Source organism: Streptomyces sp. UF-297 (assembly GCF_058245575.1).
Map to the genome: position 1 here is coordinate 70,421 of NZ_JBSIBZ010000004.1, position 22,261 is coordinate 92,681.

Consider the following 22,261-nt stretch of genomic DNA (forward strand, 5'->3'; position numbering starts at 1 on the left):
CCCCCGTAGGGTGCTCGCATGATCCAAGCGGTGGCGTTCGACATTGGTGAGACCCTGACCAGCGATGACCGCTACTGGGCTGCCTGGGCGGACTGGCTCGGCGTACCCAGGCACACCCTCTCCGCGCTCGTCGGCGCGGTCGTCGCCCAGGGGCGCGACAACGCGGATGCGATCCGGCTGCTCCGGTCCGGTATTGATATCGGCGTCGCTTACCGGGAACGCGAAGCCGCTGGTCGTGGCGAGCATCTCGACGAGACGGACCTGTACCCGGACGTACGCCCTGCCCTCGCCGCCCTCCGCGAGGCAGGTGTCCGTGTGGTCATCGCGGGCAATCAGACAGCGAGGGCGGGCAAGCTTCTCCGAGGCCTCGGCCTGCCCGTAGATGCCGTCGCCACCTCGGGGGAGTGGGGCGTGGCCAAGCCGGATCCGGCGTTCTTCGAGAAGGTGGTCGCTCTCGCCGACACCGAGCCGGGGCGCATTGTGTACGTCGGCGATCACCCGCAGAATGACATCGCACCGGCCAAGGCCGCCGGGTTGTGCACCGCGCATCTGCGTCGCGGGCCCTATGGGTATCTGTGGGCCGACACCCCTGAGGCCGCTCAAGCCGACTGGCGAATCGACTCGTTGACCGACTTGCCGAGACTGGTAGTTGCTTGACAACGGGTCGAAGAATCACGCTGGTTGAGTGCAGAGATGTGATCCGGTCATCGCCGATTCCGTGTACCGCGATGTGGGCTCACGCGTTGCCTACCGTCGCCGCATCGCCGGGTTGACGCAGTCCCAACTCGCCGCCGCAGCAGGTGTTGCCCTCGGTACGATCCGCAAGATCGAGAGAGCTGAGCGAGGCGTTTCCGGCGTCGTGTTGGCGAGCATCTCCGCAGCACTCGGTGTCGACCCGTCCCTGCTGCTCGCTGCTTCCGATCGGGCAGATGACCGTGCACACCAGGCCATGCTCGGCCTGTCAGCTGTACTCGCCACCTACGACGTGCCCGAAGACGGTCCGGTCCGTACGCAATGTGAGCTTCGTCCCGCTATGCATCAGGTCGTCAGATGGCGGCTCGGCGCTCAGTATGTACGCATCACTCGTCATGTGCCCGACCTCTTGGCGGAACTCTGCCGGGCCCTCAGGGCGGCACCTCCGGAGGAGCGTCACTCCGTCGCAGCGCTGCTCGTCGCCACCTCGCGGGCGGCGGATGCCGTCGCATACAAGTACAGGGCTTTCGACCTCTCCGCACGCCTCATCGACCTCATGCGCTGGGCAGCGGCGCAGTCCGAGGACCCGTTGCTCGATGCTGCCGCTGCCTACGTCCGTACCGAGATCTACTTCGCCGCACGTGCTCACACGGCCGGACTTCGTGCCCTGGAAGCCGCCCTCGACCGTGTCCCGGACAGCGACCGCGCCGGGTGCCTGGCTGCTCGCGGCGCACTCCACATGCGGGCCGCCGTCATCGCGAGCCGTGCGGGTGATTCGCAGGCCGCCGAACGTCACCTAGCGGAGGCCCGTACTCTTGGCGATCGCGTGCCCGAATCCGTCTATCAGGGCACGGGGTTCGGGCCGGACAGTGTGCGTATCCACGAGGTGTCCGTCGCGCTCAGCCTTGGCGGCGATCACATCGAGCATGCCCTGACCGTGATCCGCGGCTGGTCACCTCCGCGTGACCTGCCCGCCGAACGCCGGAGTGGCTTCTACATCGAACTCGCGCGTGCTGAACTGTGGGCGGGGCGGCCGGATCGCGCTTTCGAGCACCTCAAGGCGGCGCGGAGCATCGCACCGCAGCACACCCGTGAGCACCTCTGGGTCCGTGAGGATGCCGCAACGCTCAGACGGCTGAAGCGAGCCGATGCTGAACCACTTTCCAGCTTCGCCGAGTGGTGCCACGCCGAGGGATGACGCCGCTACCCCTGACAGGGGTACTTGTGTCCCTTGCGGCCGACCATCATCGCCTTGTCTGCAGAGGCAGGGAGGTCATCGTGATCACATCAAGGGCCGTGGACACCGATGGAGTTCGGTCGTCCGGCATGACGCAAGGTGCGCCGCGAGCGCGGACGGACAGAAGTGTGGAGTGCAGCCCTCTTGTCTTCGTCTACGACCGCAGCGCCCCGCAGCACAACCCGGTGCTGGACCTGCGCCTCACCGGGTGCCGCCACTACGCGGCCCGGCGGCGGTGGGAGATGGCCGGGATCTGGATCGATCGCGGTGACGCCGCGCTTGATGACAGTCCCGGTCGACGCCCCAGGTTTCGAGAGCTTGTTGAGGTGATGACTCGGGAGGCGCGTCGGCGCCCAGTCGTCTGCCTTGTGCACAACTGGGACCGGATCAGCAGGAGCGTCGACAGCCGGGTGGTGTTCCAGGCCGCTGTCGCACGGGCCGGTGGGTTCACGGCCACCACGTTCGAGGAGTCGGATGAGCGGGCGTGCGGCGTGCTCGTCAGTCCGCAGCGGGGCCGATGACCTCGTGGAGGAGGGTTGTCAGGTTTGGGAGGGACGGGTGGCCCGGGCCGGGGCGTCGGGCGAGGTGGACGGGGACGGGTGGGCCGTCGGTCAGGGGGACGTAGGTGACGCCGGGGTGGGGGTGGACCTCGGGGGTGGCCGTGGAGGTGATGCCGATGGCGCGGGCGGCGGCGATGGTGGCGAGCCAGTCGTCGGTGTTGGTGATGGGGAGGGTGGTGGTGGGGCGGATGCCAGGGGGCCAGAGGTCGAGGGTGGTGATGCCGGAGAGGGTGTTGAGGGCGATGGTGCGGGAGGTCAGGTCGGCGAGGGTGAGGGTGGGGCGGGAGGCCAGGGGGTCGTCGGTGGGGAGGGCGGCCACCCGGCGTTCGGTGGTGAGGAGTTCGGTGACCAGGCCCGGGGTGCGGATGTCGCCGCGCAGGACGGCCGCGTCGACCTTGCCGCTGGTGAGGCCGGCGGTGCGGTCGTCGATGCGGAGGAGTTCGAGGGGGGTGCTGGGGTAGGTCCGCTGCCAGCGGCGCAGGAGGGGTGTGGTGTACGCGCCGGCCGCCGCCCAGGCGTGGCCCAGGCGCAGCGGCCAGGTGGTCAGGCGGCGCGGGTCCAGGGCGTCGTCGAAGGCGGCGACGGCGAGGGCGGCCCGGTCGCGGAAGGCGTGGCCGTGGTCGGTCAGCGCGAGGTGGTGGGTGGAGCGGTCGACGAGCAGGACGCCGAGTTCCTGCTCCAGGGCGCGCAGCGTACGGGAGACCGCGGGCTGGGTCAGGCGCAGTTGCTCGGCGGCGCGGGTGATGCCGCCGGTCTCGGCAATGGCGAGGAAGCAGCGGAAGTGCCGCAGCTCAATGCTCATGCGCGCGGAGCATAACAGCAGGGGGAAAGGCATTTCACCGGGGTGAGCGGGGGTCGTAGCGTGGGGATGTGAACGAAGCGCGTAGTGAGTCCCAGCTGCTGTCCGCTCCCGATGCCCCCGGGGCCGTCGTCCCCGCCTCGCCCGAGGTCCGCAGGGCGCAGAAGGGGGCGGGGAAACCGGGGGGCGGTGGCGTCGGCGGGCGGTTCGGGTCGGTCGCGCTCGTCATCGGCGGGATCGTCTCGCTCCAGTTCGGGTCGTCGGTGGCCGTGCTGCTCTTTCCCCGGGTGGGGTCGCTGGGCATGGTCACGCTGCGGCTGGTGGTCGCCGCGCTGGTGCTGCTGATCGCCTGCCGGCCCAAGGTGCGCGGCCACACGCGCGGCGACTGGGCGACCGTGCTGGCCTTCGGCGTCGCGCTGGCCGGCATGAACTCGCTCTTCTACCAGGCCATCGAGCGCATCCCGCTGGGCGCCGCCGTGACGCTGGAGTTCCTCGGGCCGCTGATCCTGTCGGTGGCCACCTCCCGGCGGCTGCTGAGTGTGGTGTGGGCGGCGCTGGCGCTGGGCGGTGTGGTGCTGCTGGGGCGTGAGGGGTTCGACGGGATCGATCCGCTGGGCGCCGGGTTCGCACTGGCGGCGGGCGGGCTGTGGGCCGCGTACATCCTGCTGTCGGCCCGTACGGGACAGCGCTTCCCGCAGGCGGACGGGCTGGCGCTGGCGATGACGGTCGGCGCGCTGCTCAGCCTGCCGCTCGGCATCGCCACGGCGGGCGGCGCCCTGCTCGACCCCGTCACCATCGGGCTGGGCGCCGCCGTCGCGCTGATGTCCTCCGTCCTGCCCTACACCCTCGAACTGCTCGCCCTGCGCAAGCTCCCCGCCTCCGGCTTCGCGGTGATGATGAGCCTGGAGCCGGCCGCCGCCGCCACGGCCGGCTTCCTCGTACTGCACCAGGCGCTGGGCTGGGCCGAGGTGGTGGCGATCGCCCTGGTGGTCGCGGCGAGCGTGGGCGCGGTACGCAGCGCGGCGCGGCGGTGAAGGGGAGAGCGGGCCGGGGCGCCGAATGCGGGCGCTGAAATACGCGCGCGCCGGGAATGCGCCCTCGCGCAGGACGTATTGGGCCGTATCCGGTTTCGTGGTGAAGTCGCCGAACCTGGAATCCGTACCGCGGAGCCGCATGTCTTAAACGCGCGGAAAGAAGCACGGAATGCCGCCTCGTGCGCCGGTGCGGCGAGCAGGAGGCGCACGTCAGGGGCGGTGCGGGGGAGTGCGGGCAGGGGTGGTAAGCGGAATTCCCCGCTCCTTGCCAGGGGCGGCGGCCGCCGGACGGAATTTCCGGCATGCGAAATAGCGGCAGCCGTGCCAATTCGGCGGCGCGGGAAAGCGGCGGAGGAGTGTCGTAAGCCAAAAAGCGTTCTGTTCCGGTTATGAAGGTGATCGTAGGGATTCGCGCGGACACTAGCCGGAAAGGCCGCAGTCATGGGACCGCTCGGACGCAGGCAGGTGCTGATGCTCGGTGGCGCGGCGGCCGCCGGAGGGCTGCGGATGGGGTCCGTACCCGCGTACGCGACCCAGCTGCCCCCGTACGCCGAACCGCCCCTGGAGGTGAGCGAGCAGCACGCCGGGCGGACCGGGATCGACCTGCGGGCGCAGGGGCAGCCGCTGATCGAGGGCGGGCGGCTGCACCACTCCACCGTGCTGCAGTCCTTCGCCTTCGACGAGAGCCGCGGCCACCTCTACGCCCTCCAGGTCGTCGAGGGCGGCGTACGGCTGCACGGCGAGCGGCGCACCTACACCCACGCCGAGCGCGCGATCCGCGGCGACCTGTGCCTGAACCAGCTCACGATGACCGGCACCCGCCTCGCGCACATGTACCTCACCGGCTTCGGCCACGGCGGCGCGCTCGGCGTGGACGACCGGGCGCGCGGCGGCCCCGTGCTGTGGACCGAGTGGGACGCCAACCCGGCCTCCGGCTACGGGCGCGGCATCTGCCGCTTCCGCTTCCGGCCGGGCGCCGTACTGCGCGCCACCGACCCGCTGCTGGAGACCTTCCGCCCCAAACCGGGGACCACGAAGAACCACCCGGCCATCGACCCGCACACCCGGCGCCTGCTGCTGCGCTACCGCCGCGACGGCGGCTACCGCTACGCCGTCTACGACCTGCGCCGCTTCGCCGCCCACGACTTCCGCCCGCTGGCCGACTACCCGCAGCCCGCCTCCCGTCCGCTGCCGCCCTTCCAGGGGATGACGCTGTGCGGCGAGTACGCGTACCAGATGACGGGGACCGGCTACGGGGCGGGCAACCCGCGCTCCGGGCGCGGCAACACCCGGCTGTTCCGCTTCGACCTGCGCTCGGGCAAGGTGGTGCAGGTCGTGCGCACCGAGGTCGGCCGCCAGCTCCATCCGCGCGAGCCGGAGGGGCTGGCGATGCTGCGCGGGGGCGGGACGCGGCTGTGCGTGGGCTTCACCTCGGGGCCGCCGCGCGGGCGGCGCTATTCGCTGTACGGGCTGCGGGCCTAACCGCCGTACGGGCTGCGGGCGTAGCCGAGCTAAGGGCCCGCACCAGGACAAATACGGCCCAGGACTAATACGGCAGCGCCACCGCCACCTGCATATGGCAGTTGTCGCACCAGAAGGCCCAGCCGTTGGCGTCGACGGCGCGGCTGCCGCAGGCCAGGCAGGGGTCGGAGACGAAGTTCGCGGAGGTCCAGCCGCTGCGGGTGCGGTGCGGGTGGGTGACCCGCTCGGCGGCGTAGCAGGGGATGCACAGGCCGCCGCCGCTGCCGGGGAGCTTCATGGGCTCTTTGCCGCAGTTGCAGCAGGGCGCCTTGCCGACGTACTCGGCGGGCAGCCGGGGGTGCTTGTTGGAGGTCTGCTGGTGGTTCATGCCGGCACCGTTCCGGTCCCCGCGCAGCCGGAGCACTGGGTCGTGGTGGCGTTGCCGCCCGAGGTCTCCCACTCGACCGAGCCGCTGCCGCCGCAGTCCTCGCAGGTCGTCTCCGGCGGCATGCCGTTGTCGCTCACCTTCGGCCCCCTTGTGCGCGGCGCGTGGTCGTCGGGTCCAAGAATCCTACGGGCGGCGGCGGTACGGAGGTGTTTTGGCGGATCTCGCGTCAGTAGCGGGCGGCTCGGCGCAAGCCAAGGCCAACGCTTCTTGCCCAGGAATCGGGTGTCTTGGTCGCGAATCGGTCAGTATTTCGTCCCGAGAATCATGCAGGCGTGCTTGATTGTTTCTCGGGGCGCTGCCACGCTCGGAGTCCGCACCGCTGGTGTCCGGACACGATCTTGCGCCAACAGGCCATATTCGGCAGGCGTGTTGACCGTACGGAAGCGGGATGAGGGGAGCGCGGAATGGCCGATTCCAGTGCCGTACTGGTTGATCTCCGCGACGAGGGCGCGGAGCTGGACGCGCTGGTCGCCGGACTGCCGCCGGAGCGCTGGGCGTTGGCCACCCCCGCGCCCGGCTGGAGCATCGCCCACCAGATCGCCCACCTGGCATGGACGGACGACCAGGCGCTGCTGTCCGCCACCGACCCGGACGGCTTCCGCGCGGCGGTGCAACAGGCCCTGGCCTCACCGGGAACGTTCGTCGACGAGGGCGCCGAGCGCGGGGCGCGGACGCCGCCCGGCGAGCTGCTGGCGCGCTGGCGGGCGGGCCGCACGGAGCTGGCGAGGGTGCTGGCCGCGCGCACGGACGGCGCCAGACTCCCCTGGTACGGGCCGCCGATGAGCGTCGCCTCGATGGCGACCGGGCGGCTGATGGAGACCTGGGCGCACGGCCAGGACGTCGCCGACGCGCTGGGGGTGCGGCGCACACCGACCGCCCGGCTGCGGCATGTGGCCAGGATCGGGGTGCGGGCCCGCGACTTCTCCTACGCCGTCCATGGACTGACGCCGCCCGAGGGCGAGTTCCGGGTCGAGCTGCGGGCGCCGGACGGGTCGCTGTGGACGTACGGGCCCGAGGGCGCCGGGCAGCGGGTGACGGGCACGGCGCTGGACTTCTGTCTGCTGGTCACCCAGCGCGTACACCGCGGGGACGTGGACGTACGGGCCGAAGGGGCGGACGCCGAGAGGTGGTTGGGCATCGCGCAGGCCTTCGCCGGGCCGCCCGGCAAGGGGCGGCAGCCCAAGCCGGACGGGCCAGGGGCGGACGGGCCAGGGGCGGACAGGCCGGGGCCGGACGGCCGGCCGTCCGGCGGCGCATCCGGGGGAGGCGCGGCGTGAGCGCGGACGGTCCGCTGCGCATCGGCAACGCCTCCGGCTTCTACGGCGACCGCTTCGACGCGCTGGAGGAGATGCTCACCGGCGGCCCCCTGGACGTCCTCACCGGCGACTACCTCGCCGAACTGACCATGCTCATCCTGGGCCGGGACCGCCTGAAGGACCCCTCGCGCGGCTACGCCCGCACCTTCCTGCGGCAGCTGGAGGAGAGCCTGGCGCTGGCCGTCGAGCGCGGCGTACGCATCGTCACCAACGCGGGCGGGCTCAATGCGGCCGGACTGGCCGATGCCGTACGGGAGTTGGCGCAGCGAACCGGGCTGCCGGTGCGGGTGGCGCATGTGGAGGGCGACGACCTGCTGGCGCGCGGGGGCTGGGGCGAGGGCGTGCTGAGCGCCAACGCCTACCTGGGCGGCGGCGGCATCGCCGCGTGTCTGCGGGCCGGTGCCGACGTGGTGGTCACCGGCAGGGTCACCGACGCCGCGCTGGTCAGCGGCGCGGCGGCGGCACACTTCGGCTGGGGCCCCGGGGACTGGGACCGGCTGGCGGGCGCGGTGGTCGCCGGGCATGTGCTGGAGTGCGGCGCCCAGGCCACCGGGGGCAACTACGCCTTCTTCGGCGAGCTGAGGGGAAAAGCGGGGGAAGGCGGAACGGACCTGCGCCGCCCCGGCTTCCCGCTCGCCGAGATCCACGCCGACGGCACCTCGGTGATCACCAAACACCCGGGGACCGGCGGCGCGGTCACCACCGGCACCGTCACCGCACAGCTCCTGTACGAGACGGCCGGCGCCCGCTACGCCGGGCCGGATGTGACCGCGCGCCTGGACACCGTACGGCTCACCCAGCAGGGCCCGGACCGGGTCCGCATCGACGGCGTGCGCGGCGAGGCGCCGCCGCCCGCCCTCAAGGTCGGGCTGACCCGCCTGGGCGGCTGGCGCAACGAGGTCACCTTCGTGCTGACCGGCCTGGACATCGACGCCAAGGCCGCCCTCGTACGCGACCAGATGGAGGCCGCCTTCGACGCGGTCGAGCGGCGCCCCCAGCAGGTCGGCTGGACGCTGGCGCGCACCGATCGCCCGGACGCGGCCGCCCAGGAGGAGGCCAGTGCCCTGCTGCGGCTGGTGGTGCGCGACGCCGAGCAGGACGCGGTCGGCCGGGTGATCAGCGGCGCGGCGATCGAGCTGGCGCTGTCGAGCTACCCCGGATTCCATGTCACCGCGCCGCCGGGCAAGGGCGAGCCGTACGGGATCTTCGAGGCGGCCTACGTCGGCGCGGACACGGTGGCGCACACCGCCGTACTGCCCGACGGGCGCCGGGCCGAGATCCCGCCGGCCCCGCGAACCCGGGAGCTGGAGCCACTGCCGGAACCCCCGCCGCCCGACCCGGCCCCCCTCCCAGGACCCACCCGCCGCGCCCCCCTCGGCCTGGTCGCCGGGGCCCGCAGCGGCGACAAGGGCGGCTCGGCGAACGTCGGGGTGTGGGCCCCTACCGACCCCGCCTGGCGCTGGCTCGCCCACGAGCTGACCGTGGACCGCTTGCGCCAACTCCTCCCGGAGACAGCCGACTTGTCCGTCACCCGGCACGTCCTGCCCAACCTGCGCGCGCTGAACTTCGTCGTGGACGGCCTGCTCGGCCAGGGCGTCGCCTCCCGCGCCCGCTTCGACCCCCAGGCCAAGGCCGTCGGCGAGTGGCTGCGCGCCCGCCACCTGGAGATACCGGAGGTACTCCTGTGACCGTGCTCGGCACCGCGCTGGATGCCCGGAGTCCCGAATTCGCCGCCCACCGCGCGGCGATGCTCGCCAAGCTGGATCAGCTGCGCGAGGAGCACGCCAAGGCGGTCGGCGGGGGCGGTGAGAAGTACGTCGAGCGGCACCACCGGCGCGGCAAGCTGCTGGCGCGCGAGCGTATCGAACTGCTGCTGGACCCCGACACGCCCTTCCTGGAGCTGTCGCCGCTGGCGGCCTGGGGCAGCGATTACGCGGTGGGTGCCTCGCTGGTCACCGGGATCGGCGTGATCGAGGGTGTGGAGTGCCTGGTCACCGCGAGCGACCCGACCGTACGCGGCGGTGCCTCCAACCCCTGGACGCTCAAGAAGGCCCTGCGCGCCAACGAGATCGCCTTCGCCAACCGGCTGCCGGTCGTCTCGCTGGTGGAGTCAGGGGGCGCCGATCTGCCCAGCCAGAAGGAGATCTTCATCCCGGGCGGGGCGCTGTTCAAGGACATCACCCGGCTCTCGGCCGCCGGCATCCCCACCGTCGCCGTCGTCTTCGGCAACTCGACCGCCGGAGGCGCGTACATCCCCGGCATGTCCGACCACGTGATCATGGTCAAGGAGCGGGCCAAGGTCTTCCTCGGCGGGCCGCCGCTGGTGAAGATGGCGACGGGCGAGGAGAGCGACGACGAGTCGCTGGGCGGCGCCGAGATGCACGCCCGCACCTCCGGTCTCGCCGACTACTTCGCCCTGGACGAGCCGGACGCGCTGCGCCAGGCCCGGCGCGTCGTCGCCCGCCTCAACTGGCGCAAGGCGCACAGCGATCCGCCCCTCGCGCCGCCTCCGAAGTACGACGAGGAGGAGCTGCTGGGCGTCGTCCCCGACGACCTGAAGGTGCCCTTCGACCCGCGCGAGGTCATCGCGCGCATCGTGGACGGCTCGGACTTCGACGAGTTCAAACCGCTGTACGGACCCAGCCTGGCCACGGGCTGGGCCCAGCTGCACGGCTACCCGGTGGGCGTGCTGGCCAACGCGCAGGGCGTGCTCTTCAGCGCGGAGTCCCAGAAGGCCGCCCAGTTCATCCAGCTGGCCAACCAGCGCGACATCCCGCTGCTCTTCCTGCACAACACCACCGGCTACATGGTCGGCAAGGAGTACGAGCAGGGCGGCATCATCAAACACGGCTCGATGATGATCAACGCGGTGTCCAACTCGAAGGTCCCGCACCTGAGCGTCCTGATGGGCGCCTCCTACGGCGCCGGGCACTACGGCATGTGCGGGCGCGCCTACGACCCGCGCTTCCTCTTCGCCTGGCCCAGCGCCAAGTCCGCGGTGATGGGGCCGCAGCAGCTCGCGGGCGTGCTCTCGATCGTCGCCCGCGCCTCGGCCGCCGCCAAGGGGCAGCCCTACGACGAGGAGGCGGACGCCGGTCTGCGCGCGATGGTCGAGCAGCAGATCGAGGCGGAGTCGCTGCCGATGTTCCTGTCGGGGCGGCTGTACGACGACGGGGTCATCGACCCCCGCGACACGCGCACGGTCCTGGGACTGTGCCTGTCCGCGATCCACACGGCACCGGTCGAGGGCGCGCGCGGCGGCTTCGGCGTCTTCCGGATGTGAGGCCCCGATGACCCTCCAGACCCTGCTCGTCGCCAACCGCGGCGAGATCGCCTGCCGGATCTTCCGTACCTGCCGCGAACGGGGCATCGCCACCGTCGCGGTGTACTCCGACGCGGACGCCGGGGCGCTGCACGTACGGCAGGCGGACACGGCCGTGCGGCTGCCCGGCGCGGCGCCCGCGGACACCTACCTGCGCGGTGACCTCGTGGTGAAGGCGGCGCTGGCCGCCGGCGCCGACGCGGTCCACCCCGGCTACGGCTTCCTCTCCGAGAACGCCTCCTTCGCCCGCGCGGTGCTCGACGCCGGGCTGGTGTGGGTCGGCCCGCCGCCCGAGGCGATCGAGCTGATGGCCTCCAAGACGCGCGCGAAGGAGCTGATGGGCCTGGCCCCGCTGGGCGAGGTCACCGACAAGGACCTGCCGGTGCTGGTCAAGGCGGCGGCCGGGGGCGGCGGGCGCGGCATGCGCGTGGTGCGCGAACTGGCCGAACTGGACGGCGCGCTGGCCGCCGCCCGTGCGGAGGCGCTGAGCGCTTTCGGGGACGGCGAGGTCTTCGTCGAGCCGTATGTGGAGGGCGGCCGCCATGTCGAGGTGCAGATCATGGCCGATGCGCACGGCGCGGTCTGGGCGCTCGGCACCCGTGACTGCAGCCTCCAGCGCCGCCACCAGAAGGTGATCGAGGAGGCCCCGGCGCCCGGCCTGGGCGGCGAACTGACCGGCACGCTGCACGAGATGGCCGTACGGGCCGCCCGCGCCACCGGCTATCAGGGGGCGGGCACGGTCGAGTTCCTGGTCGCCGACGGGCGGGCGCACTTCCTGGAGATGAACACCCGCCTCCAGGTCGAACACCCCGTCACCGAGGCGGTGTTCGGCCTCGACCTGGTGGCGCTGCAACTGCGGATCGCGGAGGGCGCGGCGCTGGAGGGCGCACCGCCGGCCGCGCGCGGGCACGCCGTCGAGGCCCGGCTGTACGCGGAGGACCCGGCGAACGGCTGGGCGCCGCAGACCGGCACCCTGCACCGCCTGCGGGTGCCGGACGGGGTGCGCCTGGACTCCGGGTACGCCGACGGCGACACGGTCGGCGTCCACTACGACGCGATGCTCGCCAAGGTCATCGCCTGCGCACCCACCCGCGCCGAGGCCGTCCGCACGCTGGCGGCAGCCCTGGAGCGGGCCGCGGTCCACGGCCCGGTGACCAACCGGGAGCTGCTCGTACGGTCCCTGCGGCACCCGGAGTTCGCCGCGGCCCGCCTGGACACCGGGTTCTACGAGCGGCACCTGGAGGCGCTGACCGCCCCGGACCCGGACCCGTACGCCCCCTTGGCCGCGGCCCTGGCCGACGCACACGGCAGCTCGCGCTTCGGCGGCTTCCGCAACGTACCCTCCCGGCCCCAGGTCAAGCGCTACCGCAGTGAGCCGGACGGCACCGAGCACGAGGTCCGCTACCGGCACACCCGCCAGGGCCCGAGCGCGGAGGGGACACGGGTGGTGAGCGTGGCGCGGGACCTGGTCGTCCTGGAAGTGGCGGGCGTGGAACGCAAGTTCCCCATCGCCGCCTACGGGGACCGGGTGTACGCCGGGAGCACCGCGCTCACCCTCCTGCCGCGCTTCGCCGACCCGGCCGCCCGCACCGAACCCGGGTCGCTGCTCGCGCCCATGCCCGGCACTGTGGTCCGCCTCGCCCCCGGCCTGGCGCAGGGCAGCCGCGTCGAAGCGGGCCAGCCGCTGCTGTGGCTGGAGGCGATGAAGATGGAACACCGGATCACCGCACCCTCCTCCGGCACCCTGACGGCCCTGCACGCCGAGCCGGGCGCGCAGGTCGAGATGGGCGCCCTGCTCGCCGTCGTCACCTGAGCGTCCGCTGGGCGCGGTGTGCCGTGCGCGGGCGCGCCGTGGCTGGTCGCGCCCACGCGGCGGGGCCGCATATCGACGCGGCCCCGCGCCCCTTGTGGGCACGGCCGAACCGCACCGGACCCCGGCAGGGCCGCTCAGTGGCTCGTCACCGAGTACCTCGTCATCGAGCACCAAGGAGACCTCCATGACCGGCACCTCCGTGATCGAAACCGCCGAACACCGCGCGCTGCGGGCCGCGGTGGCCGCGCTGGGCAAGCGGTACGGGCGCGGCTACTTCGCCGAAGTGGTGCGTACCGGCAAACACCCCGACGAACTGTGGGCCGAGGCCGCCAAGCTCGGCTATCTCGGCGTCAACCTCCCCGAGGAGTACGGCGGAGGCGGCGGCGGGATAGCCGAACTGTCCATCGTGCTGGAGGAGTTGGGCGCGGCGGGCTGTCCGCTGCTGATGCTCGTCGTCTCGCCCGCCATCTGCGGCACCGTCATCGCCCGCTTCGGCACCGAGGAGCAGAAGCGCCGGTGGCTGCCGGGCCTGGCCGACGGCAGCCGCACCATGGCCTTCGGCATCACCGAGCCCGACGCGGGCTCCAACTCCCACCGCATCACCACCACCGCCCGCCGCGACGGCACGGACTGGGTCCTGACCGGCCGCAAGGTCTTCATCTCCGGCGTCGACATCGCCGACGCCACATTGATCGTGGGCCGCGCCGAGGACGCCCGTACCGGCAAGCTCAAGCCCTGCCTGTTCATCGTCGCGCGCGAGGCCCCCGGCTTCGGACGCAGCCGGATCGACATGGAACTGGCCGCGCCGGAAAAGCAGTTCGAGCTGGCCCTGGACGAGGTGCGGCTGCCCGCCGAGGCCCTCGTCGGCGACGAGGACGCCGGGCTGCTCCAGCTCTTCGCCGGCCTGAACCCCGAGCGCATCATGACCGCCGCCTTCGCGCTGGGCATGGCCCGCCACGCGCTGGAGCGCGCCGTGGACTACGCCCGCACCCGCCAGGTCTGGAGGGAGCCCATCGGCGCCCACCAGGCCATCGCGCACCCCCTCGCGCAGTGCCACATCGAGATCGAACTCGCCCGGCTGATGATGCACAAGGCGGCCCGTCTCTACGACGCGGGCGAGGACCTGGCGGCCGGCGAGGCCGCCAACATGGCCAAGTACGCCGCCGCCGAGGCCGCCGTGAAGACCGTCGACCAGGCGGTGCACACCCTGGGCGGCAACGGCCTCACCCGCGAGTACGGGCTCGCCTCGATGATCACGGCGGCGCGGGTGGCCCGCATCGCCCCCGTGAGCCGCGAGATGATCCTCAACTTCGTCTCGCATCAGTCCCTGGGGCTGCCCAAGTCGTACTGAGGTCTCCCCAATTCCTACGGGGAACAACGATGCTGCTCACAGGCGCCGGCTCGCCGTCGGCGCCGCAGCAGTCCGCCGAAGGGGATGGCCATGGTCTTCAGCAGCGATTACTCGGATGTCACGCCCGTCGAACTGCCCATCCACGAGGCCGTGCTGGGGCGCTCGGCCGTCGAGCACGCCCAGCGCACCGCCCTGATCGACGGGGTGGACGGCAGGTCCGTCACCTACGCCGAGCTGGATCACGCCACCCGCAGGATCGCGGCCGCGCTCGCGGACGCCGGGGTCCGCAAGGGCGACGCGGTGGCCCTGCACAGCCCCAACAGCCTCGCGTACCCGATGGTGTTCTACGCCGCCTCGCGCTGCGGCGCCGCAATCACCCCCGTCCACCCCCTGGCCACCGCCAAGGAACTCGCCCAGCAGCTGCGCGACTCCAAGGCGCGCTGGATCGTGACCGTCTCACCGCTGCTGGAGACGGCGCGCACGGCGGCCGAACAGTCCGGCGGGGTCACCGAGATCTTCGTGTGCGACAGCGCCGAGGGCCACCGGTCGGTTTCGGACATGCTCGCCTGCACCGCCCCCGAGCCCGCCGTCACCCTCGACCCGGCACAGGACCTGGCCGTCCTGCCGTACTCCTCCGGCACCACCGGCCTGCCCAAGGGCGTGATGCTCACCCACCGCAGCGTGGCCACCAACCTCGTCCAGCTGGACGCGCTGATCGCCAGCAGGCCCGGCGACCGCATCCTGGCCGTGCTGCCCTTCTTCCACATCTACGGGCTCACCGCGCTGCTCAACGCCCCGCTGCGCAAAGGCGCCACGGTCATCGTGCTGCCCCGCTTCGACCTGGAGCAGTTCCTCGGCGCCATCGAAGGCCACCGCGCCAACGCCGTCTACATCGCCCCGCCCATCGCGCTCGCCCTGGCCAAACACCCCTCCGTGGAGCGCTACGACCTCTCCTCGCTGGAGTACCTGGTCAGCGCCGCCGCCCCGCTGGACGCCGGGCTCGCCGAGGCCTGCGCCCGGCGGCTGGGCATCCGGCCGCTGCTCCAGGCGTACGGGATGACCGAACTCTCCCCCGGCACGCACGTGGTGCCGCTCAGCGAGAAGAACCCGCCCCCGGGAGCGGTCGGCCGGCTGCTGCCCAGCACCCGGATGCGCATCCGGCCGCTGGACGCGGCGCCGGGCGACGAGAAGGACCTGGGCCCCGGCGAGGACGGCGAGATCCTCATCACCGGGCCGCAGGTCATGAAGGGCTACCTGGACCGGCCCGAGGAGACCGCGGCGGTCATCGACGCCGAGGGCTGGCTGCACACCGGCGACGTGGGGCACGTGGACGGCGACGGCTGGCTCTATGTCGTCGACCGCGTCAAGGAGTTGATCAAATACAAGGGGTACCAGGTCGCCCCCGCCGACCTGGAGGCCGTACTGCTCGCGCACGAGGCGATCGCGGACGCCGCGGTCATCGGCGTGCCGGACGAGGACGGCAACGAGGTCCCCAAGGCCTTCGTCGTGCTCAGGACGGGGGCGGGCCTCACCGAGGACGATGTGATCGCGTACGTTGCCGCGCAGGTCGCACCGTACAAGAAGGTACGCAGGGTGGAGTTCACCGAATCCGTGCCGCGGGCCACCACCGGCAAGATCCTGCGCCGCGAACTGCGCGCCAGGGAAAGGAGCAGCAGCGCCACATGACACCGTCGCAGCCCGAACAGCCCCTGGTGCACCGCGCCCACGACCGCGGCATCACCACCCTCACCCTGGACTCCCCGCACAACCGCAACGCCCTCTCCGCGCGCCTGACGAGCCAGCTGCACCAGGCGCTGGAGGAGGCGGGCCGCTCCCCGGACACCCGGGCCGTCCTGCTCACGCACACCGGCACGACCTTCTGCGCGGGGGCCGATCTCTCGGAGGCCACCCAGGGCGGCGCCGCGACCGCCGGGCCGCTGGGCCTGGTCCGACTGCTGCGCGCGGTCGTGGAGTTGCCCAAGCCGGTGGTGGCCCGGGTCACCGGGCACGTACGCGCCGGAGGGCTCGGGCTGCTGGGGGCCTGCGACATATCGGCGGCCGGGCCCGGCGCCAGTTTCGCCTTCACCGAGGCCCGTCTGGGCCTGGCGCCCGCGGTCATCTCCATGCCGCTGCTGCCGCGCCTGGACGCGCGCGCCGCGGCCCGCTACTACCTCACCGGCGAGCGCTTCGGCGCGGCGGAGGCGGCCCGTATCGGGCTGGTGACGCTGGCGGCGCAGGACGAAGGTGCGCAGGGCGTCGACGCGGCGCTGTCGCCCGTACTGGACGGGCTGCGCAAGGGGTCCCCGCAGGGCCTGGCCGAGTCCAAGAAGCTGGTGACCGCCGGGGTGCTGCGGGCCCTGGACCGCGACACGGAGCAACTGGCCGAGCAGTCGGCCCGCCTCTTCGCCTCGGCGGAGGCCCGCGAGGGCATGACCGCCTTTCTCCAGCGACGGGAACCGGCATGGGTACGGTGACCTCCACGCCCCCGCCCAAGGAGCCGCAGCAGGAGCGCAGCCGCGCCACCCGCCGCAGGCTCCTCGAAGCCGCCGTCTCCTGTCTGGCCGAGCGCGGCTGGAGCGGCAGCACGGTCTCCGTCGTCGCCGAGCGGGCCGGGGTCTCCCGGGGCGCGGCCCAGCACCACTTCCGTACCCGGGAGGACCTGTTCACCGCGGCCGTCGAGCATGTCGCGGTGGAGCGGCGCCGCGCGCTGGAGGAGCTCGCGCACCACCTCCCCGACAAGAGCTCGGCGGCCCGTACGTGGATCATCGTCGAGGAGATCGTCGCGCTCTACACCGGGCCGCTGTTCCGGGCCGCGCTGCACCTGTGGGTGGCGGCCTGCGACGAGCCCCAACTGCGCGAGCGGGTCACGGCCCTTGAGGCGCGGGTGGGGCGGGAGGCACACCGTACGGCCGTCGAGCTGCTGGGCGCGGACGAGAGCGTGCCGGGCGTGCGCGAGACGGTCCAGGGGCTGCTCGACATGGCGCGGGGGCTGGGCCTGGCGAACCTGCTCACGGACGACGGGGCGCGCCGGGAGCGGGTGGTGGAGCAGTGGGCGCGGATTCTGGGCGGGGTGCTGGGGGCGGGGTGAGGTGCCCGCCCCCGGGCACCCGTACTCAGCGTGCGATGTCGCAGAACCCGCCCACCTCGCGCGGGTCGCGCGGCCCCGGGCCCACGTACTTGGCCGAGGGGCGCACCAGGCGTCCGGTGCGCTTCTGCTCCAGGATGTGCGCGGACCAGCCGGCCGTGCGCGCGCAGGTGAACATCGAGGTGAACATGTGCGCGGGCACCTCGGCGAAGTCGAGCATGATCGCCGCCCAGAACTCCACGTTGGTGGCCAGCACGCGGTCGGGCCGCCGGTTGTGCAGCTCCTCCAGCGCGGCCTTCTCCAGGGCCTCGGCGATCTCGAAGCGGGGCGCGCCCAGCTCCTTGGCCGTACGGCGCAGCACCCGCGCCCGCGGGTCCTCGGCGCGGTAGACACGGTGCCCGAAGCCCATCAGGCGCTCGCCGCGGTCCAGGGCCTGCTTGACGTACGCCGTGGCGTCGCCGGTGCGCTCGATCTCCTCGATCATGCCCAGGACGCGGGAGGGCGCCCCGCCGTGCAGCGGGCCCGACATGGCGCCGACCGCGCCGGACAGGGCGGCCGCCACGTCGGCGCCGGTGGAGGCGATGACGCGGGCGGTGAAGGTGGAGGCGTTCATGCCGTGCTCGGCGGCGGAGGTCCAGTAGGCGTCGACGGCGGCGACGTGCTTGGGGTCGGGCTCGCCGCGCCAGCGCTTCATGAAGCGCTCGACGACGGTGTCCGCCTTGTCGATCTCCTTCTGCGGGACCATCGGCAGGCCCTGCCCGCGCGCCGACTGGGCGACGTAGGACAGCGCCATCACGGCGGCGCGCGCGAGGTTGTCGCGGGCGGTGCGCTCGTCGATGTCGAGAAGGGGTTTGAGACCCCACACCGGTGCCAGCATGGCCAGCGCGGACTGGACGTCCACCCGGATGTCACCGGAGTGGACAGGGATCGGGAAGGGCTCGGCGGGCGGCAGGCCGGGGTTGAACTCGCCGTCCACCAGCAGGCCCCACACGTTCCCGAACGACACATGCCCGACCAGATCCTCGATGTCGACGCCCCGGTAGCGGAGCGCGCCGCCCTCCTTGTCCGGTTCGGCGATCTCCGTCTCGAATGCGACGACTCCCTCGAGTCCGGGTACGAAGTCGGACATCAGGCGGCTCCTCAAGCTGTGGGCGACATACGGCTCGTGACCAATGCGCGGTGCTGTGTGCTGTGTTCTTCGGCGGGTTCCGACGGCTTCCGACGGGTCTGGCGGGTTCCGGCGGGTCTTCTCGGTGTCGTGCGAAGTGCTGCGGGCGTGCCGAAGTGCTGCACGGACGCCGGTGTGCGGCGCCGGGGCGGTTACGCGGCTGCGCCGTACAGCTCGCGGTCCGCACCGGACACACCGGTGATGCCCCGCACGGGCGTTGGTCACCCGACGATTCCCGCTCACGGTTGGTCGGTCCTCGGACATTGACGCGTACTCAGCGCAAGGTACTGCCCGGTTCCCGTCACTTCTCGTCACGCCAGGCCGGACACGATATCTCGCGGTGTACGGGGGTCACAGGTGGCCGACGGATGATTTTGGCGGGTTCCACCGCATGCGGGGAAGGGTGAGATCCCGCACACCGCGCGATTCGCCGACCGGAGGGTTACCGGCGGGCGACGCAGGGCAGACTTCCCGCCCTTGGGGGCCGCTGGGCCGCTTGGCCGTCGCCCGGATGCTGCAAGATAGCCCCGTGCCTCCCGCCGAATTCCCCGCCGCCGACGCATCCGCCTCCGACTCCGCCGTCCCCGGCGCCGTCTTCGACCACGGGCCCGATCCGGCCTCGATGCGTGCGCAGTACCTCGCCGAGGGGCTGGGCGAGGCGGACCTCGCCGGCAGTCCGTACGAGCAGTTCGCCCGCTGGTTCAAGGAAGTGGCCGCGAGCGGGCTGCACGAGCCCAACGCCATGGTCGTCTCGACCGCGGACGAGCGGGGCCGTCCCAGCTCACGGACCGTGCTCCTGAAGGGAGTCGACGAGCGCGGCTTCGTCTTCTTCACCAACTACACCAGCCGCAAGGGCCGCGAACTCGAACACAACCCCTATGTCTCCCTGCTCTTCCCCTGGCACGCCCTCGCCCGTCAGGTGATCGTCTCCGGCACCGCCGAGCGCATCGGCCGCGACGAGACCGCCGCCTACTTCCGCACCCGCCCGCACGGCTCCCAGCTGGGCGCCTGGGCCAGCGACCAGTCCTCCGTCATCGGCTCGCGCGCCGAACTGGAGCGGGCGTACGCGGAGTTGACCGACCGCTACCCCGAGGGCGAGCAGGTGCCCGCGCCGCCGCACTGGGGCGGCTTCCGGGTGGCGGCGGAAGCGGTGGAGTTCTGGCAGGGGCGGCAGAACCGGCTGCACGACCGGCTGCGGTACGCCCGTACGGGCACGGGCTGGTCGGTGGAGCGGCTGGCGCCCTGAGAGCGGCGCCCCGCGCGGCGGGGCGCACACGCAGACGACCCGCGGGCTGCTCCCTCGCGCCGTGGCGCCAAGGGGCCGGTCGGACGAACCGGCAGCCCGCGGGTCGGGTGACTGCTTGGGATTGGCCGGCTGCGCATCGATCGCCTGCGCTGGTCCGGCGCTGCACTGAGTGAAGCGACGGGCCGCTAGCCCGCAGCCACCTCACGCGTCCGGTGTGCGTACATCTGCCGAACCACCTCCCTTCTCGTGTGCACCACAGCCTAGGAACGCCCCCCGCGGGCCCACAACCGAATTTCCACCGGGCAACGATTTCCGCGAATCGGGTGTGGGCTGGGTCACGTTCCAGTTGAATGATCCGACGTGCAGCACCTGCGACCGCGTCCCGTGGGGGTGCCAGTGACTGCTTCGTCCCGCCGTTCCGAGCCCGCTGCCCAGTCCGGCCGGCCGGGCCGCCCGGACTCCTCGGCCCACTTGGCCCGGTCCGGCTGTTCCTCCGGATCCGCCGACGGGCGGGACAGCCCCGAGAGCGAGGACTCCGGGCTGCTGGCCGCGCTGCTGGACGGCATGGACGCCGCCCTGTGCGCCTTCGACGCGGACGGCACCGTCACCCACTGGAACCGCGAGGCCGAGCGGCTCCTGGGCTGGACGGCACAGGAAGCGGTGGGCCGCACCGGCCTTTCGGGCTGGGCGGTGCGCAAGGAGGACGCCGAGGAGGTCGAGGCGGGGCTGCTGGCCGCGATGCAGGCGCCGGGCCGCCAGGTGCACGAGTTCGCGCTGCTGACCAAGGACGGGCGGCGGGTGCTGGTGCGCACCCAGTCCTCTGCCGTGACCGGAGCGCAGGGCCAACCGGCGGGCGTGTACTGCGCGTTCAGCGAGGTGCACGCGCAGATCGACCTGGAGCGCTCCATCGCGCTCAGCGAGGCGCTCTTCGACGACGCCTCCTGGGGCGTGGTCCTGGTCGACGCCGATCTGCGCCCCGCCGTGGTCAACACCCACGCCGCGCGCGCCCTGGGCATGGGGCGTACGGCCATGCTCGGGCGCCCGCTGGGCGATCTGCTGGCCCAGGGCGTGGAGGAGCTGGAGGGCGCCCTGCAGCACGTCCTCGCCGAGGGCGCCCCGCCGGCCGCCGCCGAGCTGTGGGTGACGCTGCGGTCCCAGGAGGCCGAGGACCCGCGCCGCTGCTGGCGCTGCGGATTCCTGCGACTGGCCTCGCCGCTGGCCGAGGAGCCGGTGCCGCTCGGCGTCGGCTGGCTCTTCCAGGACGTGACCGAGGCCAAGCGGGCCGAGCGGGAGGGCTCGCTGCTGCGCTTCCGCGCCCACCAACTGCACCGGGCGGGGCGGGCGGCGGGGGAGTGCGAGGACCCGCTGGAGGCGGCGGCGGTCCAACTCGACTTCGCCCTCGCGGGGTTCGCCGACCACGGCCTGGTCGACCTGGCCGCCTCGCCCAAGGAGACCGACGGCCCGGCGGCCCTGGAGGAGGGCGCGCCCCGGCTCGTACGCGCCCTCGCCTCGCCCGTCGGATCGCCGGGCCCCTCCGAGCCCGCCCCGGCCACCGGCATTCCTCTCGCGTACGTCCCCGGGCATCCGGCCCTGCAGGCCTTCGACCGCCGCGGCTCGGTGCGCGCCACCGCGGGGGCGGGGCCCGCCGAGGGGTGGGCGCAGGTCCGCAAGTGGCCGCAGGGCACGGTGCACGGCCTGTGCGTGGTGCTGCGCAGCCGGGGGCGGACCCTGGGCGTGGCGACCTTCCTGCGGGGTGCCTCCCGCCGCCCGTTCGACCGCGCGGATGCCACCTACGCGGAGGACGTCGCCTCGCGCATCGCCGCGGCGCTGGACCTGGCGGGGCCGGTGCGCGGGCCGTCCTGAGGCGCCGCGGGCCCGGCTGGGCGCGCGTCCTTCAGTGGCGGTAGTAGATCCGGTCGGCGTAGCGGTTCATGACGCGGCCGTTCCACTCGTGGCCGCCGTCGACGTTCCCCGAGCGCAGCAGCGGCGGGTCGATGCCGCGCTCGGCGAGCGTGCCGGCGGCCGCGGCCACGACGGACTGCATGATCGCGCTGGTGACGACCGTGGAGGCGGGCGCGAAGGGCGCGTCGATGCCCGGGAGCGTCAACTCCGCGTCGCCGACGGGGATCTTGCTGTCCAGGACGATGTCGCAGTGGTCCTTGAGGTACGTGCCGGAGGCGTGCCGCGACCTGGTGTCCTGCGCGTACGCCACCGAGGTGAGGCCGATGACCTTCAGGCCCAGCGCGCGTGCGTTGACGGCCATCTCCACGGGCAGGGAGTTGCGCCCGGACAGGGAGATGATGATCAGCACGTCGCCCGGCTCCAGCGGGCTGGTGTCCAGCACGGCGCCGGCCAGCCCGTCCACCCGCTCCAGCGCGCTGCCGAGCGTCGCGGGCCGTACGTCCACGCCCACTACCCCCGGGACCGACAGCAGGTTCATCACGGCCAGGCCGCCGGCGCGGTAGACGGTGTCCTGGGCGGGGAGCGAGGAGTGCCCGGCGCCGAAGACGAAGACGCGGCCGTCGGCCTCGACGGTGTCGGCGATCATCGCGCCGGCGGCGGTGATGCGCTCGTGCTCCTCGTCGCGCACCCGCCGCAGCAGGTCGATCGCGGCGTCGAAGTACTGCTCTGCCAGCCGGTTGCTCTCGCCCATCGCGACGGGCTCCTCTCGTCGGCTCTGCTTCGTGCGTGCTTCGGCTGTGCTGCGTCTGTGCCGTGGCGCCCGGCC

Annotated in this window: 19 protein-coding genes; 14 read left to right on the top strand and 5 right to left on the bottom strand. The window is 72.8% G+C overall.

Features of this window, described 5'->3' with window-relative positions; all coding sequences use genetic code 11:
* Window positions 1-18 precede the first annotated feature (18 nt).
* Window positions 19-657, top strand: coding sequence for an HAD family hydrolase (locus AC4IJH_RS04185; RefSeq protein WP_490850111.1), 639 nt, complete (start codon window positions 19-21; stop codon window positions 655-657).
* Window positions 658-685: 28 nt separating this feature from the next.
* On the top strand, window positions 686-1,891 hold the full coding sequence (locus AC4IJH_RS04190) for a helix-turn-helix domain-containing protein (protein ID WP_490850112.1): 1,206 nt from the start codon (window positions 686-688) through the stop codon (window positions 1,889-1,891).
* 537 nt (window positions 1,892-2,428) lie between these two features.
* Here the strand turns inward: AC4IJH_RS04190 and AC4IJH_RS04195 are convergent.
* Window positions 2,429-3,292, bottom strand: coding sequence for a LysR family transcriptional regulator (locus tag AC4IJH_RS04195; RefSeq protein WP_490850113.1), 864 nt, complete (start codon window positions 3,290-3,292; stop codon window positions 2,429-2,431).
* Window positions 3,293-3,360: 68 nt separating this feature from the next.
* Here AC4IJH_RS04195 and AC4IJH_RS04200 point away from each other — a divergent pair, with 68 nt between their 5' ends.
* A complete protein-coding gene (locus AC4IJH_RS04200; protein WP_490850114.1) occupies window positions 3,361-4,323 on the top strand; it encodes an EamA family transporter in 963 nt (320 codons plus the stop codon).
* Between the two features lie 441 nt (window positions 4,324-4,764).
* Window positions 4,765-5,805, top strand: coding sequence for a phage baseplate protein (locus tag AC4IJH_RS04205; protein ID WP_490850115.1), 1,041 nt, complete (start codon window positions 4,765-4,767; stop codon window positions 5,803-5,805).
* Between the two features lie 64 nt (window positions 5,806-5,869).
* On the opposite strand, the gene AC4IJH_RS04210 is transcribed toward AC4IJH_RS04205, so the two are convergent.
* Window positions 5,870-6,172: a hypothetical protein gene (locus tag AC4IJH_RS04210; RefSeq protein WP_490850116.1), complete on the bottom strand. Its 303-nt coding sequence runs from the start codon at window positions 6,170-6,172 to the stop codon at window positions 5,870-5,872.
* Window positions 6,169-6,309 carry a hypothetical protein gene (locus AC4IJH_RS04215; RefSeq protein ID WP_490850117.1) on the bottom strand — a complete coding sequence of 47 codons (141 nt, stop codon included), beginning with the start codon at window positions 6,307-6,309 and terminating at the stop codon, window positions 6,169-6,171. Before AC4IJH_RS04215 ends, AC4IJH_RS04210 begins: the two co-directional genes overlap by 4 nt.
* A 327-nt stretch (window positions 6,310-6,636) precedes the next feature.
* Between AC4IJH_RS04215 and AC4IJH_RS04220 the strand changes: the two genes are divergently transcribed.
* The 8 genes from AC4IJH_RS04220 (at window position 6,637) to AC4IJH_RS04255 (ending at window position 17,122) form a co-directional block, all read left to right on the top strand.
* Window positions 6,637-7,509 (top strand): TIGR03084 family metal-binding protein, encoded by an 873-nt coding sequence (locus AC4IJH_RS04220; protein ID WP_490850118.1) that lies wholly within the window; start codon window positions 6,637-6,639, stop codon window positions 7,507-7,509.
* Window positions 7,506-9,236, top strand: coding sequence for an acyclic terpene utilization AtuA family protein (locus tag AC4IJH_RS04225; protein WP_490850119.1), 1,731 nt, complete (start codon window positions 7,506-7,508; stop codon window positions 9,234-9,236). Before AC4IJH_RS04220 ends, AC4IJH_RS04225 begins: the two co-directional genes overlap by 4 nt.
* A complete protein-coding gene (locus AC4IJH_RS04230) occupies window positions 9,233-10,831 on the top strand; it encodes an acyl-CoA carboxylase subunit beta (RefSeq protein WP_490850120.1) in 1,599 nt (532 codons plus the stop codon). Before AC4IJH_RS04225 ends, AC4IJH_RS04230 begins: the two co-directional genes overlap by 4 nt.
* A gap of 7 nt (window positions 10,832-10,838) precedes the next feature.
* Window positions 10,839-12,683, top strand: a complete 1,845-nt coding sequence (locus tag AC4IJH_RS04235; protein ID WP_490850121.1) for an acetyl/propionyl/methylcrotonyl-CoA carboxylase subunit alpha — start codon at window positions 10,839-10,841, stop codon at window positions 12,681-12,683.
* Window positions 12,684-12,867: 184 nt separating this feature from the next.
* A complete protein-coding gene (locus AC4IJH_RS04240; protein ID WP_490850122.1) occupies window positions 12,868-14,034 on the top strand; it encodes an acyl-CoA dehydrogenase family protein in 1,167 nt (388 codons plus the stop codon).
* Window positions 14,035-14,124: 90 nt separating this feature from the next.
* A complete protein-coding gene (locus tag AC4IJH_RS04245) occupies window positions 14,125-15,720 on the top strand; it encodes a 4-coumarate--CoA ligase family protein (protein WP_490850123.1) in 1,596 nt (531 codons plus the stop codon).
* Entirely contained in the window at window positions 15,717-16,508 is a 792-nt protein-coding gene (locus AC4IJH_RS04250) for an enoyl-CoA hydratase family protein (protein ID WP_490850124.1), read from the top strand. The genes AC4IJH_RS04245 and AC4IJH_RS04250 overlap by 4 nt, the downstream gene beginning before the upstream one ends.
* Window positions 16,496-17,122, top strand: coding sequence for a TetR/AcrR family transcriptional regulator (locus tag AC4IJH_RS04255; protein WP_490850125.1), 627 nt, complete (start codon window positions 16,496-16,498; stop codon window positions 17,120-17,122). The genes AC4IJH_RS04250 and AC4IJH_RS04255 overlap by 13 nt, the downstream gene beginning before the upstream one ends.
* 25 nt (window positions 17,123-17,147) lie before the next feature.
* Here AC4IJH_RS04255 and AC4IJH_RS04260 read toward each other — a convergent pair whose 3' ends face one another.
* Complete coding sequence (locus tag AC4IJH_RS04260) at window positions 17,148-18,248, bottom strand: citrate synthase 2 (protein WP_490850126.1); 1,101 nt, start codon at window positions 18,246-18,248, stop codon at window positions 17,148-17,150.
* Between the two features lie 661 nt (window positions 18,249-18,909).
* On the opposite strand from AC4IJH_RS04260, the gene pdxH reads away from it, so the two are divergent.
* Both pdxH and AC4IJH_RS04270 read left to right on the top strand, forming a co-directional pair.
* Window positions 18,910-19,533, top strand: a complete 624-nt coding sequence (pdxH, locus tag AC4IJH_RS04265) for a pyridoxamine 5'-phosphate oxidase (RefSeq protein ID WP_490850208.1) — start codon at window positions 18,910-18,912, stop codon at window positions 19,531-19,533.
* A gap of 564 nt (window positions 19,534-20,097) precedes the next feature.
* Window positions 20,098-21,396, top strand: coding sequence for a PAS domain-containing protein (locus tag AC4IJH_RS04270; protein ID WP_490850209.1), 1,299 nt, complete (start codon window positions 20,098-20,100; stop codon window positions 21,394-21,396).
* Window positions 21,397-21,427: 31 nt separating this feature from the next.
* Here AC4IJH_RS04270 and AC4IJH_RS04275 read toward each other — a convergent pair whose 3' ends face one another.
* The gene (locus tag AC4IJH_RS04275; protein ID WP_490850127.1) at window positions 21,428-22,186 is read right to left on the bottom strand and encodes an SIS domain-containing protein; all 759 of its coding nucleotides are present in this window, start codon (window positions 22,184-22,186) and stop codon (window positions 21,428-21,430) included.
* Window positions 22,187-22,261: the final 75 nt, after the last annotated feature.

What these genes read in the sequence shown, in the direction of transcription:
- AC4IJH_RS04185 (WP_490850111.1), top strand. Translation starts at nt 19, where the DNA reads ATGATCCAAGCGGTGGCGTTCGACATTGGTGAGACCCTGACCAGCGAT.
- AC4IJH_RS04195 (WP_490850113.1), bottom strand. Translation starts at nt 3,292, where the DNA reads ATGAGCATTGAGCTGCGGCACTTCCGCTGCTTCCTCGCCATTGCCGAG.
- AC4IJH_RS04205 (WP_490850115.1), top strand. Translation starts at nt 4,765, where the DNA reads ATGGGACCGCTCGGACGCAGGCAGGTGCTGATGCTCGGTGGCGCGGCG.
- AC4IJH_RS04210 (WP_490850116.1), bottom strand. Translation starts at nt 6,172, where the DNA reads ATGAACCACCAGCAGACCTCCAACAAGCACCCCCGGCTGCCCGCCGAG.
- AC4IJH_RS04220 (WP_490850118.1), top strand. Translation starts at nt 6,637, where the DNA reads ATGGCCGATTCCAGTGCCGTACTGGTTGATCTCCGCGACGAGGGCGCG.
- AC4IJH_RS04235 (WP_490850121.1), top strand. Translation starts at nt 10,839, where the DNA reads ATGACCCTCCAGACCCTGCTCGTCGCCAACCGCGGCGAGATCGCCTGC.
- AC4IJH_RS04240 (WP_490850122.1), top strand. Translation starts at nt 12,868, where the DNA reads ATGACCGGCACCTCCGTGATCGAAACCGCCGAACACCGCGCGCTGCGG.
- AC4IJH_RS04245 (WP_490850123.1), top strand. Translation starts at nt 14,125, where the DNA reads ATGGTCTTCAGCAGCGATTACTCGGATGTCACGCCCGTCGAACTGCCC.
- AC4IJH_RS04250 (WP_490850124.1), top strand. Translation starts at nt 15,717, where the DNA reads ATGACACCGTCGCAGCCCGAACAGCCCCTGGTGCACCGCGCCCACGAC.
- AC4IJH_RS04255 (WP_490850125.1), top strand. Translation starts at nt 16,496, where the DNA reads ATGGGTACGGTGACCTCCACGCCCCCGCCCAAGGAGCCGCAGCAGGAG.
- AC4IJH_RS04260 (WP_490850126.1), bottom strand. Translation starts at nt 18,248, where the DNA reads ATGTCCGACTTCGTACCCGGACTCGAGGGAGTCGTCGCATTCGAGACG.
- pdxH (WP_490850208.1), top strand. Translation starts at nt 18,910, where the DNA reads ATGCGTGCGCAGTACCTCGCCGAGGGGCTGGGCGAGGCGGACCTCGCC.
- AC4IJH_RS04270 (WP_490850209.1), top strand. Translation starts at nt 20,098, where the DNA reads ATGGACGCCGCCCTGTGCGCCTTCGACGCGGACGGCACCGTCACCCAC.
- AC4IJH_RS04275 (WP_490850127.1), bottom strand. Translation starts at nt 22,186, where the DNA reads ATGGGCGAGAGCAACCGGCTGGCAGAGCAGTACTTCGACGCCGCGATC.